Here is an 18481-nt window from a genome sequence, read left to right as displayed (position 1 = left end):
GCCTTAGCCTGTATATTTTTATGGCTTCCTTTTTAGGTTTAATTATGAACAGTGAATGTCAACAGACCCTAATTGGTCTTGGGGCTATGCTTGTGTCAGGTTCAGTGTTCGCAACAATTGAACAGACTATTGTGAAACTATCTTTAGGGGAATTAAAAGGCCGTTATGCTTTGGATTGTTCAAAAGAGAAAGCTCATAATCTATCTTATGTTATTGGTGAAAAAAGCATTTTGCGCTTGATTTCTGCTAAACAAAAGCGTGCTTTATTAAAGTCAATTGAGCCTAAGTCTGAAAAATCTTTTGACGATTATCAATATATAACTACCGCCGAGTACCAGGGGGCTACGGTAGATTTCTACCAGAAAGATCATCAAAACTATGCGCGTGTTTTAAATACCAGTCTAAGTAATTCATTAGGTCCAAAAAACAAGCAGATGTTAATACAGTGCAAAACTGAAGCTAAATCCTGATATCTAAAAAGACCAGCAATTGCTGGTTTTTTTAACAATATAGAAATAACCGCAGAAAAAGTCTTGAAAACTTTTCTTAAAACTTTATGAAAAATAATGCTTAGGTTAAGATGAGCCATCATTTGTAAAAGCATTCTAGAAGACCTATGCAACCATTTGTTCTATATAACTCAGAGCAACGTAAAAAAGTAGAATTTGTGCCTCGTAAAGAAGGTCAGATTGATCTGTATGTTTGTGGGATGACGGTCTATGACTACTGTCATATTGGACATGCACGCACGGTGGTTGCATTTGACTATATTATTCGTTTCTTGCGTAGTCAGGGCTGGAAGGTTAAATACATACGCAATATCACTGACATTGACGACAAGATTATTAAACGTGCCAATGAAAATGGGGAAAGCATTTCATCACTGACCAGCCGTTTTATTGATGCCATGAATGAAGACTTTGCCAAATTAGGCTGTCTTGCACCGGATGAAGCACCAAAAGCCACTGATTACATCAATCAGATGCAAAACATGATTGGTACGCTGGTGGAAAAAGGGACTGCATATCCGGCAAATAATGGCGATGTTTACTTCGAGGTTGAAAAATTCGCCAAATACGGGCGTCTCTCAGGCCGTAAACTGGAAGATATGCAGGCAGGCGCTTCTGAACGTGTAGACGTCGAAGTTGAGAAAAAACATCCGTTTGACTTTGTGCTGTGGAAACATGCCAAAGAAAATGAACCGTCTTGGGCTTCACCATGGGGCAATGGTCGTCCAGGCTGGCATATTGAATGTTCAGCCATGTCTACCTGCTGCCTCGGCAATCATTTTGATATTCATGGCGGTGGCGCTGACTTAAGCTTCCCGCATCATGAAAACGAGATTGCACAGTCTGAAGCAGCGACAGGTGAACAGTATGTGAACTACTGGATGCATGCCGGCTTCATCAATGTTGATGGCGAAAAAATGTCGAAGTCTTTGGGCAACTTCTTCACCATCCGTGATGTGATTGAAAAATTCCATCCGGAAGTGGTGCGTTACTTTATCGTATCTTCACACTATCGCAGCCCGGTGAACTATTCAGATGTAGCTTTAAAAGAAGCGAAAAATACGCTAATGCGTTTCTATCATTCTTTCAAAGCTTATCAGGCAGTATATGGCGAACAGCTGGTTGATACGTTAGATCAAGACTTTGTTGAGCGTTTTAATACGGGAATGCGAGATGACTTCAATACGCCAGAAGCCATTGCTGTATTATTTGAACTGAATAAAGAGCTGAACCGTGCGGTAAAAGACCAGAATCAGGAGCAGGCTACTGTTTATTATTCCACTTTGCGCCATCTCACCAATATTCTGGGTCTGGTACAGCACAATGTCGACGAATTCTTAAAGTCTGATATTGGTCAGGAAGCTTTAGGCTTGTCTGAAGAGCAGATTGAAGATCTGATCCAGCAACGTAAAGATGCCAAAAAAGAGAAAAACTTTGCTCGTGCCGATGAAATCCGCCAGTCTTTATTAGACCAAGGGGTGGTGCTGGAAGATACCCGTCAAGGAACTGTATGGCGTCGTGCCGATTAATTCGACAGTTGAATCAATAGGGAGTTGACAGTTAGCAGAAACTCTCTATAATTCACTCCCATATTGCGGGAATAGCTCAGTTGGTAGAGCACAACCTTGCCAAGGTTGGGGTCGCGAGTTCGAGTCTCGTTTCCCGCTCCAAAATTCAAAAAACCCTGATCGGAAGATTGGGGTTTTTTATTGCCTACGCAAAATAAAAAGGAAAATCAGAACTGATTTACATAATGAAATTCTGAATATGGAAGAGCTTTCAGTCAGGGAAATTTCTAAACATTCTGTTTAAGTTTTATGAAAAGCTCTACATTTTGAAACCTGACATTTGCATAGATATGATAAAATTGCGAAAATTATTTTTTGCTAGACTGAGTCAACTCTGTATAGAGTTAAGGTAAACCTACTTTGAACCCACCAAATATGCCAAATCAAATAGACTTCCAGAAAGTTGCACTTGAAACCTTGCGTATCGAAGAACAAGCATTACAGATTTTAGCCACGCAGATCGATGAGCGTTTTAGTCAGGCATGTGAAATTATCTTGCAGTGCAAAGGTCGTCTGGTGATTACCGGGATGGGGAAATCCGGGCATATTGGCCGTAAGATGGCGGCAACTTTTGCCTCTACGGGTACGCCTTCATTCTTCATGCACCCGGGCGAGGCAGGGCATGGTGATCTTGGAATGCTAGTACCGGGTGATGTACTGATTGCCATTTCAAACTCAGGCAAAAGCGATGAAATCATGATGCTGATGCCTTTGATCAAGCGTCTGGAAATTCCTTTAATTACTATTAGCGGTGATGCCAAAGGTCCAATGCCACAAAATGCTGATGTGGCTTTAACTTTGGGTCATCTTCAAGAGGCCTGTCCGCTTGGTCTGGCACCGACTTCGAGTACAACGGCAACTTTAGCGCTGGGTGATGCACTGGCTGTCGCTCTTCTGGATGCACGTGGTTTTACTGCTGATGATTTTGCACTATCACATCCAGCGGGTGCCTTGGGTAAACGTTTATTGCTGCATGTAAAACATCTCATGCATACAGGTTCGGAATTGCCAAAAGTGTCACCAGATACACCGATGAATCAAGTTTTATACGAGATTTCAAATAAACGCCTAGGTTTAACCACAATTGTGGATCAAAATGATGTTCTGCTGGGTATTTTCACTGATGGTGACTTGCGCCGCCTGATCGACAAACAGCAAGGTTTTGATGTCAATTTACCGATTCAGGAAGTGATGACCAAAAATCCGCTGACGATTTCTCAGGAAGCGCGTGCTGTCGTTGCACTGGAAAAAATGAACGAACGTAAAATTAATCAATTTGTTGTGGTTAATGATGCCAATAAAGTCATTGGTGTAATTAGTATGCATGACCTGATTCAGGCTGGGGTAAATTAATAAATGGCATCTTATGTATTATTAGAGCAGGCACGTCATATTGAGGCACTGGTACTTGATGTAGATGGTATTTTAAGCGACGGTTTTGTCACATTGACCAATACAGGAGATGAGATCAAATCTTTTGATATCCGTGATGGACTGGGTATGAAGCTGGTACAGCAAGCCGGAATCAAAGTGATCATTATCACTGGGCGTCAAAGCAATATCGTACAGAAACGTATGTCGGATTTGGGCGTAGATCTGGTTTATCAGGGCCGCGAAGATAAAGGGACTGCTTTACGTGAAGCTTGTACTCAGCTCAATATCGACCCTGAATACTGTTTATACATGGGTGACGATTGGCCAGACCTGTCCGCCTTTGCGATTGCTGGCATGAAAGTGACTGTTCCAAACGGCCATGTTGAAGTACGTCGTCGTGCTGATCTGGTAACGCAGGCCTATGGTGGTCGTGGTGCGGTACGCGAGATTTGTGACATGTTACTGATGTCCAAAGGTAAGTACCAAGAGTTACTTGAAAAATATACTCGTGCGCCTTATTAATAAGTCATACATCCTGGATTAAGTACACCGCTTATGGACACTAGAGTTTTATATCTTACGGCTATTATCATTGCCGCAATAAGTGGTGGTTATTACTATTACAGCGGTAAGGGCAATAAGTTGCAGACTGATTCTGCACGTAGCATGACCTATTCTGCAAATAATATTAACTTAACCCAAACTGATGAAAAGGGCATGTTGTCTGTACGTGCCCAGGTCGACCAGCTTGAACAAAACCTGCAGCTAGAGACCTCAAGTCTCAAAAATCTGCAGGCGACGACCTATAAAGACGGTCAGGTTGATGCGACATTCTTTGCCAAACAGGGCAACGGTTATGATGACAATACAAAAGTTGTACTTTCTCAAGAAGTGCTGGCGACCAAGATCATGCAAAATGGAAAAATGCAGTTCCGTACCGAGGAGCTAACGGCTTTTCCGAAAACACGTGAAATTGAAACCGATAAAACCGTCATTGTTGAATCTCCACAGGCTGAATTTATCAGTCAGGGCCTAAAAGCCAATCTTAATGATGGTCAATACGAATTCTTTAATATTCGAGGAAAGTATGAACCAAATTCCTAGAGCTAAAATGATGAAAACTTTCCTTAAGCGCGCTGCGTTGTTAAGTCTGGTTGCATTGGGTTCAGCCACTGCCTTTGCATTGCCATCTGACCGTAACCAACCAATTACCTTATTAGCTGACCGTGCGACTTTTAATGAGCGTACCGGGGTCACGACATATTCGGGTAATGTCATCATTGAACAGGGCACCATGAAATTGCAGGCCAATTCAATTGTGGCGAATCTGAATAATAAAAAACAGATCAGCCTGATTACGGCAACAGGTAGCCCGGCTCAATTTCAGCAGAAAGTTGATCCTGCCAAAGGTTTGGCCAAAGGTCAGGCACAGAAAATTGTCTATAATGCGGAAACCGGTATTATTACCCTGTCTGGAAATGCCTACTTGCAGCAAGATGGCGCTAGTATCCGTGGTAATACGCTGAAATACAGCATGAATAAAGGCGATATTGAAGCAACAGGTACACCAAATAAAACCGGTTCAGCAGCAGGTCGTGTACAAATCGTGATTCCACCTTCATCTTCGAAATCCTTTCCGGGAGCACGTGATTAATGGCACAGACGCATCAGGTTCAAACTTTAACCATCAAGCATCTGGCGAAAAATTATAGTAAACGCTGGGTAGTCAAGGACGTTTCCTTCAGTATGGAAAGTGGGCAAATTGTTGGGCTTTTAGGGCCTAATGGTGCAGGTAAAACCACCAGTTTCTATATGGTGGTGGGTCTGGTGCGTATGGACAAGGGTGAAATCCATCTGGATGATCTGGATTTGTCGGACTTGGCGATGCATGAACGTGCGCGTAAAGGGATTGGCTATTTACCTCAGGAAGCTTCTATTTTTAGAAAACTAACCATTTCTGAAAATATTATGGCGATTCTGGAAACCCGTAAGGATTTAAGCAAAGCCCAGCGTCAACAACGTTTAGCCGAATTACTGGCAGACTTTAAAATTACCCATATTAAAGATTCATTGGGTATGAGCGTGTCGGGTGGTGAACGTCGTCGTGCTGAAATTGCCCGTGCTTTGGCGGCCGACCCAAAATTCATGTTACTGGATGAACCTTTTGCCGGGGTTGACCCGATTTCCGTAGGTGATATTAAAGATATTATTACCACGCTGAAAGATCGTGGAATTGGTGTATTGATTACCGATCACAACGTTCGTGAAACTTTGGCCATCTGTGAACATGCCTATATTGTCAGCGAAGGTTCAGTCATTGCTGAAGGCACGGCACAAGAAATTTTGGCCAATGAAATGGTACGTAAAGTTTATCTGGGTGATGACTTTACTGTATAGAAAATTTTCATTATCAGAAAGAACCCGCATTAAGACTTTAGTCGTCAAATGTGGGTTTTTTTTTACTTAAATTAAGACGAAAAAGCTATCTTTTTGTATGATTTGATATATTTTTAGGCTAAAACACGAAACATTCATTATTATGCAATTTAGGGTGCAGCACTTAAAAAAATGTTCAGGGGATAATAGATAAAAATAAGGGAATATGGATCACTCTTCTTTTACCTTTATCTGTGCCATTCGTACATGCAGAAAATTCACAGAATTATTTTAATAATATTAAAAGTGGATTAGGAAAACTGATTGCACCAGAGCCAACGCGATCTGCGCAAACGATTGATATTAGCTCACTCAGTCAGTACTCACTGGATACCTCAAAGGTGGCTGAACTGCAGCAGATTACTCGACCGCAGCAGGGACAATCTTCAATTCGGCCTATAAATGCTGATATTCCTGCAAAAATGAGTCTAATTGAGGCGGTTCATACAGCAGTTCAGCGTCGTCCGGAAATTGCCCAGAGTATTTCGTCTTTATCTGCATAGGCAGCCAATATTGATGTGGCCAAAGCAGCCTATTATCCGCAGTTATCTGGCGGTGTAGGTACTGGGGATTTGATCTCAGGTGAACGTGGATGTCAGGTAGTCTCTCTGAATGATACCCAGATGCTATATGACTTTGGCAAGATTAAAACCAATGTCAGTGTTGAAGAGGCGAGACTGGCAGAAGACCAGGCAAGAGTATTAGTGAGTCTGGATCAGGTTGCACTGGAAGTGATGCTATTATCCATGTCAAACGCTATCAGGAAATTACCAAGATTGCCGAACAGCAGATTCAGGGCATTGTACGAATTGCAGAAATTGCCAATTTACGTGCCCGCGCCGGAATTAGCACACAGGCTGATCCGGTTCAGGCGCAGGCTAATCTGGAAGCTGCACAATCTAACCTGATCGTGCAACAGACCCAGTTAAGACAATATCAGCAACGTCTCAGAACTTTATTGGGATTTGATGTCTCTGCAATTCAATGGGAAATTCCAGATCGTATCGTAACCCAGGCTGATCTTTATCAGGATCCTGAATTTACCCGGATTCCAAGCATGATCTTGGCACATTCAGGAGTAGATGTAGCCCGATTGCAAAAAGATCAGGCACGTTTAAGCCGTTATCCGACTATTAATCTGAAAGGTAGCTTAAGTCAGGCGGTTAATGGTCGAAATCCGAATAATAATGAAGATGATGGCTTTTATAATTCAATCATGATTGAAGCCAGCAGTAATTTTTATCAGGGGGGAGCTGTTCGGTCTCAGGCACGTGCTGCCAGTTATGCCGAAGAAGCTGCACGCGCACAGGTCAATACTGTCTATCTGGATGTACTGGATCAGGTTCGCTTAATCCGGGAACAGATTGAAAATAAACAAAGACAAATGGATGTCCTGGCTCAGCGCCGTGAAGCCACGCTACGAACCAAAGAGCTATATCAAGAACAATATAAATTGGGCACACGGACTGTAGTAGATTTATTAAACGCAGAATAGGCTATTCACAGCGCAGCACAGGAATTTGAATCAGCGCGCTATGACATCTATTCGGCGATTGTGCAATACATTCAGGTGATAGGTCGCACACGGGATATTTACGCGCTTAACCTTATTTCTATTCAGGGGTTTGAAGTTCAGCCATGAATACTACAATAAATTATCAGCCGTGGCTTCAGGCAGTTTTGAACATTGCCAAGCATTATCGGATCGAACCATCTGAGGAGCGGATTCGTCTGCAACTGGACTGGAACCAGCATCATGACATTGATGAAATGCTCAAAATTGTCAGCCGTCAGATGGGATTAAATGTCCGTAAAAATAAATTCGATAGCAGTTTGCTGAATCCCTGGCGTTTGCCCTTACTGGTTGAATTTGATAGCGGAGATGTTGGTGTTATTGAACGTATCGACACACAAGGCAATGTCAGTGTACAACTGAGTGGAAATGCTGGTTTATCGCAAAGTTTTACGATTGAGTAGTTAGAAACAGGTGCGGAGCATGTTTATATCCTGCGACCAGAGTCTTCTGTGCCGGATGCGCGTGTCGACGAATACATCAAGCCCTTTGAGAAAAACTGGTTCTGGTCAATTGTTTTGAAAGACTGGAAACGCTATATCGATGTGATGTTTGCCTCTTTAATCGCCAATATTTTGGCTTTGGCAACTATTGTTTTCTCGATGAACGTTTATGACCGTGTCATTCCTTCACAATCGATTCCCACTTTATGGGTGTTGGCCGGTGGTGTACTGATTGCGGCCATTTTCGAGTTTGTATTGCGGGTATCCCGTATTTATCTCTCCGACATTATTGGTAAACGGGCTGACCTGAAAATATCTGACCGGGTATTTGGGCATTCCTTAAGAATTAAAAACAGTGAGCGTTCCAAATCGACCGGAACGTTTATTTCACAGATTCGTGAACTTGAAGGTGTGCGTGAACTGGTCACTTCAACTACCGTGAGGGCAATTGCAGATCTGCCGTTCTTCTTCCTGTTCCTAGGAATCTTCTGGATTATTGGCGGTAACCTGTTCTGGGTCATGCTACTGGTAGTACCACTCATGATTCTTCCTGGGATTCTGGCACAGAAAAAACTGGCCAAGCTGGCACAGTTGGGAATGCGTGAGTCCGCAATCCGTAATGCCTTATTAGTTGAAGCCGTACAAGGGATTGAAGATATCAAGCTGTTAAGAGCTGAAACCCGCTTCCAGAACCAATGGAATCACATGAATGAAGTCTCTGCTGATGTCAGCATGCAACAACGTAAAATTGTTGGATTGATGACCGCATGGACTCAATAAATTCAGGGTTTAACCTTTGCCATTGTGGTCTTGGTGGGTGCATTTGCAGTGATGGATGGTGAGATGACCACAGGTGCTTTAGTTGCCTGTTCAATTTTGTCATCACGGATGCTGGCACCTATTTCACAAATCACCGGTGTCTTAGGGCGTTTACAACAAGCCAAAGTTGCTAAAGGCGGTCTGGATGAATTGATGAAAAAACCGGTGGACCAGCCAGATTATTCGCACCTGATTCATCGTCCGGCACTGGATGGGCATTATGACCTGAGTGGTGTGGTGTTCAAATATGGTGATGATGATCCCAAACCGAGTTTGATGATTCCTAGGCTGGAAATCAAGCCCGGGGAGAAAATTGCGATTCTGGGCCGTAATGGTGCAGGAAAATCGACCTTATTGCAGCTCTTGTCTGGGATGCAGACACCGCTACAGGGCAAGGTCAAGCTGGATGGGATTGATCTAACCCTGATTGACCCGTCAGATGTGCGGCGTGATATGGGCCTGCTCAATCAGAATTCACAACTCTTTTATGGCAGTATCCGTGAAAACCTGACTTTGGGTGCACCCTTGGCCACCGATCAGCAAATTCTGGAAGCCTTACAGATTACCGGCGCACTGGGATTTGTACAGGAGAAAAAAGAAGGGCTGGATCATATCATTTTGGAAGGCGGTGTCGGCTTTTCTGGTGGACAGCGTCAAGCCTTGTTATTGGCGCGGCTATTGATCCGTCAGCCAAAAATTTTACTGCTGGATGAACCGACTGCTGCTATTGATGATGTGTCAGAAAAGCAGTTGATTGATCATCTCAAAGGGTATTTAACCCATCGTACGATGATCGTTGCGACTCATCGCCGTGCGGTATTGGAACTGGTGGATCGTATTCTGGTGGTCAATGATGGCAAGATTGTCATGGATGGGCCACGGGATCAGATCCTGAATCAGTCGCAAGGCGGTAATAATCGGGTTGTGGGAGCAAGTGCATGAGTGAACTACAGCAACTAAAACGTTCCAGCAAGGTCAGCTTTCAGGAACCGCCCTTACCCAAATCAAGTGTCATCATCTGGATTATCGGCATTGGCCTACTGGTATTACTGACCTGGGCCTGGTTATTCAAATTGGAAGAAGTATCTACCGGTACTGGAAAAATAATTCCATCATCCAAAGAGCAGGTGATTCAGTCTCTGGATGGCGGTATTCTGACCACACTCAACGTCAAAGAAGGTGAGATTGTCGAGCGTGGGCAAGTATTGGCCCAGCTTGATCCGACCCGCTTTGAATCCAACGTCGGTGAATCAGAATCCTTACTGGTTTCGTCACGTGCCACTTCAGCCCGTTTACGTGCGGAAGTCACCGGCGCACCGTTGGTCTTTCCTGAAGAAGTGTTGAAATATCCAAAACTGGTTAAAGAAGAAACGGCCCTGTATCAGTCGCGTCGTGCCAATTTACAAGAATCCGTTGCAGGCCTGGAACAGGCTTTGTTACTGGTGCAGCAAGAACTGGAAATGACCGCACCATTGGTCGCCAAAGGGGCAGCCAGTGAAGTTGAAGTGTTACGTCTAAAACGTGAAGCCAATGACCTGCGTAATCAGATGAATGATATCCGGAATCAATATTATGTCCAAGCGCGGGAAGAGCTGTCCAAAGCCAATACCGATGTGGAAACTCAGCAACAGGTGGTACGTGGCAAGTCGGATACTTTGAGCCGGACTGTTTTTAAATCACCGGTTCGTGGTGTGATCAAAGAGATTGATGTGATGACGCTGGGCGGTGTGATTCCACAAAATGGCAAGTTGATGACCATCGTGCCACTGGATGAAAAATTACTAGTTGAAGCACGAATCTCGCCGCGTGATATTGCCTTTATTCGCCCTGATCAGGAAGCACAGGTCAAAATTAGCGCCTATGATTATTCAATTTATGGCGGGCTAAACGGTAAAGTGACCATGATTTCGCCAGATACCTTGCGAGATGAAGTTAAACAGGATCAGTTCTACTATCGTGTGTATTTCCGTACCGATAGTGACAAATTGAGAAATGCCGCCGGGCAGGAGTTTAATATCACACCAGGGATGGTGGCCTCTGTAGACATTCGTACCGGTGCAAAAACGGTAATGGACTATCTGATCAAGCCATTCAACAAGGCTAAAGAAGCATTGCGTGAACTTTAAATTTAAAAGTAATTAATAAAATTAAATTGAATCAAGCCTCTCGTGTAGAGAGGCTTTTTCTTTGCCCCATCAAAACAGGTATACTGCACAGGTGAAATTTGAATGCCTGAAGTTATGCCATTTACCATTGCTAGCCTTGTCAGTTTTGAGGAAGACATCAAAAAAAGCCGATTTCAGGCCTTTGCCACACCTATAGAAAATGAGCAGGATGTGAAGGATTTTCTGGAGGCCTACCGTGATCCGACCACCACTCATCAATGCTGGGCCTGGAAAATCGGTCATCATGTACGCTTTAATGATGATGGTGAGCCATCGGGTACAGCAGGTCGGCCGATCCTTGCGACTATTGAGGGCAATGAGCTAACCAATGTACTGGTACTGGTGAATCGCTGGTATGGCGGTATTAAACTAGGGACTGGCGGACTGGTACGTGCTTATGGGGGCTGCGCTGGACAATGTTTGCTATTAGCTGAAAAAATTGAACTGATTGAAAAGAAAAAATTCGAATTTGCCTGCCAGTTTAATGAATGGGCCATTTTTCAGTATGAGCTGAATCAGCAGGAGATTGATTATCAGGAAGAATATACGGCTGAAGGCGTACAGGTTCAGGCACAATTCCAGAAACATCAGATTGAACCTTTTGCTTTAAAAATTCAGGATGTCACTCGCGGTCGTGAACAATTAAAAATCATAGAAGAAGCCACAGATGATTGAACAAGATCCATTACTGAAATATCGCGAGCAGCATAAACATCGTCTGAACTATATGCCTTGGCTATATTGGTCCTTAAAACCGAAGAATCGTGGTTGGGCTGAAGCTTGGCAGAAAGAATATCAGACCTATCTAATGGAGATGGAAACAGTCGAGATTGGTGAAAACTGTTTTATTTCGCCGTTGGCACATATCTTCGCTGAACCGGGGCGTAAAATTATTATCGGGGATAATACCTTTATTGCGGCAGATTGTACGCTACATGGCCCTTTGGAGATCGGTAACGAAGTCGCCATCAATCATCACTGTATTCTGGATGGCGGTCGGGTAGGGATTACACTGCATGATCAGGTACGCATCGCAGCTTATTGTCATCTTTATGCTTTTGATCATGGGATGGAACTGGAGCAGCCAATTTATCAGCAGCCGGTCAGGTCTAAAGGAATTGAGATTGGTCGGGATGTTTGGCTAGGTGCCCACGTCGGCATAAAAGATGGGGTGAAAATTGCCGATCAGGCAATTATAGGTATGAATAGCATGGTCACGAAGGATATTGAAGCGCGTGCAATTGTTGCCGGAAATCCGGCAAAATTGATTCGATATCGGGATTAAAATAGTAAAAAAGGTGCTTGGAAAAAGGATTTATATCAAGCGCTTAATATTAGGTAAAGGTCTTATCACATCACATAAAAGTTAACATATTTCAATTCAAGCCTTACAGATTTCAGTGCACATTTACTAATGCTTGTGCTAATTTAAAAATAACTAAGAAATTTTATTATAAAAGAGAGGCTGAACATGAAACGTGTCATTGCCTGCATAGACTCCTCACCATGCACGAACGCGCTTGCAGATGCGGCTGCATGGATTGCCAAACAGACCGGCCGTGAACTGGTTTTATTACAGGTTCTGGATTATTACCCGGCCAGTTATCATCTTGGGGAAATTAGCGGTGTGATTGGCTTTGAAAGCAATGCCATGTTGCTTAAAGAGCTGGCTGAGCTGGAACAGAAGCAAAGTGAAATCGCACTCAGCTATAGTAATAATCTGCTCCAGCACATTTCGAACCGTATCTTTAAAGATTATGGCATCCGCACCACGCATATTCAGGAAAAGGGCGATTTTCTGGAACAAAGCTTTCAGATTCTAAAACCTGATGATATTGCAGTCATTGGATTACTCGGTGAACGTTCTGCCGAGAAAAACAAGCCAATCGGCACTAATGTAGAAAACTTTATCCGTGGTGCTAACTGTACAGTGATGACTGTAGGGGAACACTTCAGACCACCGACACGTTTTATCTTTGCTTATGAATATTCACCAACCTGTGTGAAGATGATGAAACGTATTGCAGAAAGTGATTTATTAAGACAATTACAATGTCATCTGCTTTATATCGGGGATCATGTGGAAATCCTGAATGAGCCTCTGCAATATTTGACAGAAGCAGGACTAGAGGTCGTTCCAGAATATCGCTATGGAGAAGTAGCTGAAAATATCCTGTCTTATCAGCAGGAACATGGGATTCAGTTAATTGTCTTGGGGGCATTCAGTCACAGCAAGATCCACCAGTTCTTCTTGGGCAGTATTGCGACAACGATTTTCCGCAATTCTAAAGTGCCATTATTGGTAGCAAAGTAAAAAGAGGATAACAAAAGCGGCAGAGACGTATTTTTTGATAAATTGTTACAGCTTGAATTAAAAATAACCAGAGTTATCCTCATATATTGTGGATAACTCTGTGGTTACATTCTGTAAGATGGTGTTATTTATCAGGAATACTTTATTGGCTGATTTTTGTTCTAGTCGTTTTATTTAACAATTGCGAGTGCAAAACCATCATGGCCTTTGCTACCGACGGTCTGTAAAGCAGTACAAGACAAGATACGTGGATGATTTTCCAGCGCTTTAAACATGTCACGAATGCCTTCAATACTTGGTTTTTTATTGTCCGGATTGATGATATCACCGGCACGAATCACATTGTCCAAGAAAATGATGGTACCGGAGTGAGAAAGGTTTAAGCTTAGCTCCAGATATTCTGGATAGCTTTGCTTATCAGCATCAATAAAAATAAAGTCAAAGGCTTCAGTATCTTCAGGCAGGGCACGAAGCACATCTGCAGCCCGGCCACATTTCAGCTCAATTTTCTGTTTTAACTGTGCACGATCAATATTTTCCTGTCCCATGGCAGCATGCGTGTCACGGCCTTCAATGGTCAGAATATAACCGTCTTCAGGTAGGGCACGAGCCAGCCACATGGTGCTATATGCAGCAAAGGTTCCCAGTTCCAGTACACGTTTGCACTTATTCATTTGGATCAGCATTTGCAGCAGCATTCCCTGATTAGACGCAACAGCCAGATGATCTGGAAAACCATGTGCAGCAGTATTTTCAAGAGTCTGATTCAGGATAGGATCTTCAGGAATTAAATGTGAATCAATGTAGCGGTCAATATCTGTCCACATTTGTTGCATAGTACTCGCACCTCTATTGTGATGCGTGCATTTTAAACTTTTCCGGGCACAGCGCAATTTATTGTTCTATATTCGCTGGTTTTTTCGGCTATACAAAGCCAAAAGTTGGCTTTGTATAGGAAATGGAATGACTTAGTAATTACACATTGATGAGCGACGGCTTAAATCCGGACCCCAAGTACGATAACCTTGAGTATCAATATGGATTTGGCCAGAGGCATATAAACCGAGCCCCATATTCAGGCTTTGTCCATGTTGTAACCAGAATTGGCACAGTTTGAACTTGGTATTTTCAATTGCTGCATAATCCTGAGCCTGTGGGTACTCAGGTCCGATCCGGAAATCAATTGCCGAGTTAAACAGGTGACGTGAAGAATTGGCTCCACCGGCACACTGATTTAAAGGCAGGTCACGATAAACCGAAGTGACTTCAAAATCAGTCAGCACATTGGCTGCAACCAGATATTTAAAGACACGTAAGGTCGGCACCTGATTTGACCAGAGCTCACGGCTTGGAATCATGTATTGCGATCGACCACATTTAGCCCAATCCCGTGCAGTACGCATTAGCTCAAAGCTTGGAATAATATTCCCGACTCCTTGCTGGGCCAAAAAGTTTTCATATTCACGTACAAGAGACAGGTTATTCAGTGCTGATACCCAGTGAGTATAGACATAAGGAACCGGTTTAGGCTGTGGTTTATGATTGTACTGGACTCGTTCTTCTGGGATGTAAATCCTTTTATCTGGAGTTACCTTACCAGACTGTTTTGTGGTGGTAGCACATCCTACAAAGACAAGCGGGATTATACAAACACTCAATAACCCCTTTATTAAATGCTTCATTAATAGCAATTCGGATATTTATAAAATAGCGCTATTTTAGTCCACTTTTACGGAGAAAATCAGGATAAATTGCAATGAAATGTGTGGATGGGGTATAAAAAAAGACCAGTCTATGCTGGTCTTTTTTTAAGATTTGAAAAATTATTTTTCAAGATATTGTAATTTATCAGTTTTACCATTCCACTCTTCACGGTCAGCAGGTTGCTCACCAATTTGAGTGATGTTCGGCCATTTTTGAGACAGTTCAGCATTTAGCTCGATAAAAACTTCTTGGCCTTCCGGTAACTCATCTTCAGAGAAAATTGCATTCGCAGGACATTCAGGCTCACATAACGCGCAGTCGATACACTCGTCCGGGTTAATCACAAGGAAGTTAGGACCTTCATAGAAACAGTCTACAGGGCAAACTTCAACACAGTCTTGATATTTACATTTAATACAATTTTCAGTGACAACGAAGGTCATGGCGACAGCTACCTAAAAAATATGGTTCTAATGACGAATACCGTATTTTAGGCAAAAATAGAGGGAACAAACAATTCCTTTTATTGATATTTGTTATATATAGGGCTGTTAAATTTGAAAAAACTGCGATGATTTGAGGAAAGGCTCAGGGAATGAGAATCATCATCAGCTAAGCCCTATGCAGGATAGGGCTTAGGAGTGATTTTAACTTGGCTGTTTCATGAGATCTTTAAGAGCATAAAGTTGCTGTAATGCTTCACGTGGACTCAAATTGTCGACATCAAGGTCTTCTAATAATTCAAGCGCTGCTGAAGGCTTTTCAATCTCGATGACTTTTTCAATGATTTCAGGCATCGCGAACAGATCATGCTGTGGACTTTGCGGTTTGGCCTGATGCTGCTTTTCCAGAATCTTCAAACGATGTTGAGCTTCTTTAATTACAGCCGCAGGAATACCTGCCAGTTTAGCCACCTGTAAACCATGACTCTGACTAGCTGGACCATGTTGGACTTTATGCAGCAGAATCAGGTTGCCATTTAGTTCTTTGGCTGTGACATGGTAGTTATCAATGCCTGATTCTTTATCCAGTTCGGTCAGCTCAAAATAATGTGTTGCGAACAGACATAGACATTGAATCCGTTTAGTCAGATCCAGCACACAAGCCCAAGCGAGTGATAGTCCGTCATAGGTACTGGTTCCACGACCCACTTCATCCATCAGAACCAGAGATTGACTGGTAGCATGATGCAGAATTTGCGAAGTTTCCGTCATTTCCACCATAAAGGTTGATTTGCCAGTCGACAAATCATCTGCAGAGCCAATCCGGGTAAAGATTCGGTCAATTGGACCCAGTGTTGTCGATTGCGCTGGCACATAACTACCGCAATAAGCCAGCAGGGCAATTAGGGCAGTCTGGCGCATAAAGGTGGATTTACCACCCATATTTGGACCGGTAATAATGGCCATACGGTGCTGATAATCCAGCTGGGTATCATTCGGAGTAAATGCAGTCTTGCTTAAAGCTTCCACCACTGGATGACGGCCGGCAACGATTTTCACACCAATTTCAGGGCTGAATTTTGGTCGTGCCCAATTGCGTAAACGTGCTTGATGCGCAAAGTTTGCCAACAGATCGATCTGGGCAATCGCACTGCTCATCATCTGTAGATTACCAATATCCTGACGCAGTTCATCCAGCAATATTTCGAACAGCATTTTTTCACGAGCAAGCGCACGGGATTCGCTAGACAGCACTTTATCTTCAAAAGCTTTTAGTTCAGGCGTGATATAACGCTCGGCATTTTTCAGTGTCTGACGACGGATATAATGTTCAGGTGCCTGTTCAGCTTGTGCACGTGTAAGTTCGATATAATAACCACTGATACGGTTATAGCCGATTTTCAGGGTAGGAATGCCGCTTTGCTCCCGTTCCTTAATTTCCAGATCAATCAGGAACTGTCCAGCATGATCACGGATTTTACGCAGCTCATCCAGCTCGGTATCGAAACCTTCTGCAATGACATTGCCATCACGTAGCAGTACCGGTGGATTTTCAACGATAGCGGACATCAGGCGCTGATGCAGACCATGAAAATCGCCCAGTTCTTGATTCAGCTGCTGTAATAATTTCGAATTCTGCTGACTTAACAGTGGTTGTAATGCATGGCGTAAAAATGGAATCTGTGCACAGGCCTGACGTAATTGAACCAGATCGCGTGGACGCGCACTGCCTAAAGCGATACGGCTGAGTACACGTTCAATATCACTGATTTCTTTTAAGACCAGACGGACTGGCGATTCATGGAAACCTTCAAGCAATACCTGTGTGGCATCCAGTCGCTCATCCAGAATCGCAGTATCACGAAGCGGTTGCATCAGGGTGCGGCTAAGCAGACGGCCACCCATAGCGGTCTGACAGTCATTGATCAGCTGGAACAATGAAGTGCCATGCTCAAATAAAGGCTCAATTAGCTCAAGATTACGACGGGTGACTGGATCCAGTGCAATAAAGTCTGAACTTTGTTCCAGTTGAATGGTTCGGATATGCGGTAAAGCTGTTTTTTGAGTTTCTTTGGCATAGTGAATTAATGCAGCCGCAGCAGCTTTGGCCAAAGGCAGATGATCAATTCCGAAACCTGAAAGTGTGCTCACTGCAAACTGGTCGCATAATGTCTTCTGAGCATTGTTCTGGTTGAAGTCAACATTCGGGCGTTTGCTGATCGGAACATCTAGCTGTTGTTTTAAGTGTTCTACCAGTGCCTGATCTTGCAGATTTTCATCAATCACAATTTCGCTAGGCATCAGGCGTGCCAACTCAATGGCTAACTGACTTAAGTCATAATCGATTTGCTGGACTTTAAATAAACCGGCACTCAGGTCAAGAAGTGCAATTCCGATTTGTTGCTGGTGAACACACAGAGCAACCAGGTTGGAGGTTTGATGAGCACCTAATAAGGCATCATCGGTTAAGGTTCCAGGAGTAATGATTCGGACGACACCACGTTCAACTGGGCCTTTACCAGTCACTTCACCGATCTGCTCGCAGATCACCACCGTTTCGCCTTTTTTCACCAGACGAGCCAGATAGCCTTCAGCAGCATGGAAAGGTACACCGGCCATCGGAATTGGCTGGCCATTGGCTTTACCGCGATGGGTCAGGGTAATGCCTAAAATTTTGGCGGCCTTATGGGCATCTTCAAAGAACAGTTCATAGAAATCACCCATCCGATAAAACATCAATGAGTGTGGATGCTGCATTTTGACCGACATGTATTGCTGCATCATGGGCGTTAAGCTAGAGAGATCAGCCACAAGTTCTGAACTGGTCATTAAGAAAAAATCCTTTAAATATATAAAGCAAAACCTGAATCTTTTTCCGAAACACTATCCTCGGAAAACCTGGAAAATAGCCTAAGCTAAAATCCTGTAAAGACCGGTTTGAATGTCAAAAATAATTGCCTCAAGTCTAACAAATTTAATTTTTAGAAAGAAATATAAATCCGCAGGAATCTGTATTTAGACGGACTTAGTCGATATAAAGCATAAAAGGGTATTGATACATGGGTTGCCCATAAAAAAGCCACCGATTGGCAGCTTTTTTATGTCTTTCATCTGTCCCGTCCTGAAATAAGTT

The 18481-nt window shown here is 43.3% G+C and carries 15 protein-coding genes, 1 tRNA gene and 2 pseudogenes; 14 read left to right on the top strand and 4 right to left on the bottom strand.

The window, feature by feature from the left end; translation table 11 throughout:
• From B3J29_RS00090 to B3J29_RS00025, 14 genes and pseudogenes are all read left to right on the top strand, one after another.
• Positions 1-470 (top strand): hypothetical protein (locus B3J29_RS00090; protein ID WP_286964096.1); only part of this gene is annotated, 470 nt, incomplete at its 5' end.
• A gap of 146 nt (positions 471-616) precedes the next feature.
• Complete coding sequence (cysS, locus tag B3J29_RS00085) at positions 617-2038, top strand: cysteine--tRNA ligase (protein ID WP_175967391.1); 1422 nt, start codon at positions 617-619, stop codon at positions 2036-2038.
• Positions 2039-2103: 65 nt separating this feature from the next.
• Positions 2104-2179: transfer RNA gene (locus tag B3J29_RS00080), tRNA-Gly, on the top strand.
• Between the two features lie 273 nt (positions 2180-2452).
• Positions 2453-3430, top strand: coding sequence for a KpsF/GutQ family sugar-phosphate isomerase (locus B3J29_RS00075; protein ID WP_005235203.1), 978 nt, complete (start codon positions 2453-2455; stop codon positions 3428-3430).
• Between the two features lie 3 nt (positions 3431-3433).
• Complete coding sequence (locus tag B3J29_RS00070) at positions 3434-3973, top strand: KdsC family phosphatase (protein WP_175967393.1); 540 nt, start codon at positions 3434-3436, stop codon at positions 3971-3973.
• A gap of 33 nt (positions 3974-4006) precedes the next feature.
• The gene (gene lptC / locus B3J29_RS00065; protein WP_175967395.1) at positions 4007-4555 is read left to right on the top strand and encodes an LPS export ABC transporter periplasmic protein LptC; all 549 of its coding nucleotides are present in this window, start codon (positions 4007-4009) and stop codon (positions 4553-4555) included.
• Positions 4539-5105, top strand: coding sequence for a lipopolysaccharide transport periplasmic protein LptA (lptA, locus tag B3J29_RS00060; protein ID WP_159122791.1), 567 nt, complete (start codon positions 4539-4541; stop codon positions 5103-5105). Before lptC ends, lptA begins: the two co-directional genes overlap by 17 nt.
• Positions 5105-5848: an LPS export ABC transporter ATP-binding protein gene (gene lptB, locus B3J29_RS00055; RefSeq protein ID WP_175967397.1), complete on the top strand. Its 744-nt coding sequence runs from the start codon at positions 5105-5107 to the stop codon at positions 5846-5848. The genes lptA and lptB overlap by 1 nt, the downstream gene beginning before the upstream one ends.
• A gap of 209 nt (positions 5849-6057) precedes the next feature.
• Positions 6058-7529, top strand: a pseudogene (locus B3J29_RS00050) (TolC family outer membrane protein).
• Positions 7526-9664 (top strand): annotated as a pseudogene (locus B3J29_RS00045) (type I secretion system permease/ATPase). The pseudogenes B3J29_RS00050 and B3J29_RS00045 overlap by 4 nt, the downstream one beginning before the upstream one ends.
• Positions 9661-10848 carry an HlyD family efflux transporter periplasmic adaptor subunit gene (locus B3J29_RS00040; protein ID WP_286964093.1) on the top strand — a complete coding sequence of 396 codons (1188 nt, stop codon included), beginning with the start codon at positions 9661-9663 and terminating at the stop codon, positions 10846-10848. The pseudogene B3J29_RS00045 and the gene B3J29_RS00040 overlap by 4 nt, the downstream one beginning before the upstream one ends.
• Positions 10849-10962: 114 nt before the next feature.
• The gene (locus B3J29_RS00035) at positions 10963-11562 is read left to right on the top strand and encodes an IMPACT family protein (RefSeq protein WP_286964097.1); all 600 of its coding nucleotides are present in this window, start codon (positions 10963-10965) and stop codon (positions 11560-11562) included.
• Entirely contained in the window at positions 11555-12172 is a 618-nt protein-coding gene (locus B3J29_RS00030) for an acyltransferase (protein ID WP_286964092.1), read from the top strand. The genes B3J29_RS00035 and B3J29_RS00030 overlap by 8 nt, the downstream gene beginning before the upstream one ends.
• Positions 12173-12358: 186 nt before the next feature.
• Positions 12359-13201, top strand: a complete 843-nt coding sequence (locus B3J29_RS00025) for a universal stress protein (RefSeq protein WP_286964091.1) — start codon at positions 12359-12361, stop codon at positions 13199-13201.
• 170 nt (positions 13202-13371) lie between these two features.
• Here the strand turns inward: B3J29_RS00025 and B3J29_RS00020 are convergent, their stop codons facing one another.
• From B3J29_RS00020 to mutS, 4 genes are all read right to left on the bottom strand, one after another.
• On the bottom strand, positions 13372-14037 hold the full coding sequence (locus B3J29_RS00020; protein ID WP_175967406.1) for an O-methyltransferase: 666 nt from the start codon (positions 14035-14037) through the stop codon (positions 13372-13374).
• Between the two features lie 132 nt (positions 14038-14169).
• Positions 14170-14883, bottom strand: a complete 714-nt coding sequence (locus B3J29_RS00015; RefSeq protein WP_004786214.1) for a D-Ala-D-Ala carboxypeptidase family metallohydrolase — start codon at positions 14881-14883, stop codon at positions 14170-14172.
• 141 nt (positions 14884-15024) lie between these two features.
• Entirely contained in the window at positions 15025-15348 is a 324-nt protein-coding gene (fdxA, locus tag B3J29_RS00010) for a ferredoxin FdxA (protein ID WP_004786212.1), read from the bottom strand.
• 204 nt (positions 15349-15552) lie between these two features.
• Positions 15553-18177, bottom strand: a complete 2625-nt coding sequence (mutS, locus tag B3J29_RS00005; protein ID WP_005235238.1) for a DNA mismatch repair protein MutS — start codon at positions 18175-18177, stop codon at positions 15553-15555.
• Positions 18178-18481 lie beyond the last annotated feature (304 nt).

This window comes from Acinetobacter sp. UBA5984 (genome assembly GCF_002429925.1).
Taxonomy (GTDB): domain Bacteria; phylum Pseudomonadota; class Gammaproteobacteria; order Pseudomonadales; family Moraxellaceae; genus Acinetobacter; species Acinetobacter variabilis.
The sequence above is the reverse complement of the archived record's forward strand: the minus strand, read 5'-3'. Positions and strand labels throughout refer to the sequence as shown.

What these genes read in the sequence shown, in the direction of transcription:
- cysS (WP_175967391.1), top strand. Translation starts at nt 617, where the DNA reads ATGCAACCATTTGTTCTATATAACTCAGAGCAACGTAAAAAAGTAGAA.
- B3J29_RS00075 (WP_005235203.1), top strand. Translation starts at nt 2,453, where the DNA reads ATGCCAAATCAAATAGACTTCCAGAAAGTTGCACTTGAAACCTTGCGT.
- B3J29_RS00070 (WP_175967393.1), top strand. Translation starts at nt 3,434, where the DNA reads ATGGCATCTTATGTATTATTAGAGCAGGCACGTCATATTGAGGCACTG.
- lptC (WP_175967395.1), top strand. Translation starts at nt 4,007, where the DNA reads ATGGACACTAGAGTTTTATATCTTACGGCTATTATCATTGCCGCAATA.
- lptA (WP_159122791.1), top strand. Translation starts at nt 4,539, where the DNA reads ATGAACCAAATTCCTAGAGCTAAAATGATGAAAACTTTCCTTAAGCGC.
- lptB (WP_175967397.1), top strand. Translation starts at nt 5,105, where the DNA reads ATGGCACAGACGCATCAGGTTCAAACTTTAACCATCAAGCATCTGGCG.
- B3J29_RS00040 (WP_286964093.1), top strand. Translation starts at nt 9,661, where the DNA reads ATGAGTGAACTACAGCAACTAAAACGTTCCAGCAAGGTCAGCTTTCAG.
- B3J29_RS00035 (WP_286964097.1), top strand. Translation starts at nt 10,963, where the DNA reads ATGCCATTTACCATTGCTAGCCTTGTCAGTTTTGAGGAAGACATCAAA.
- B3J29_RS00030 (WP_286964092.1), top strand. Translation starts at nt 11,555, where the DNA reads ATGATTGAACAAGATCCATTACTGAAATATCGCGAGCAGCATAAACAT.
- B3J29_RS00025 (WP_286964091.1), top strand. Translation starts at nt 12,359, where the DNA reads ATGAAACGTGTCATTGCCTGCATAGACTCCTCACCATGCACGAACGCG.
- B3J29_RS00020 (WP_175967406.1), bottom strand. Translation starts at nt 14,037, where the DNA reads ATGCAACAAATGTGGACAGATATTGACCGCTACATTGATTCACATTTA.
- B3J29_RS00015 (WP_004786214.1), bottom strand. Translation starts at nt 14,883, where the DNA reads ATGAAGCATTTAATAAAGGGGTTATTGAGTGTTTGTATAATCCCGCTT.
- fdxA (WP_004786212.1), bottom strand. Translation starts at nt 15,348, where the DNA reads ATGACCTTCGTTGTCACTGAAAATTGTATTAAATGTAAATATCAAGAC.
- mutS (WP_005235238.1), bottom strand. Translation starts at nt 18,177, where the DNA reads ATGACCAGTTCAGAACTTGTGGCTGATCTCTCTAGCTTAACGCCCATG.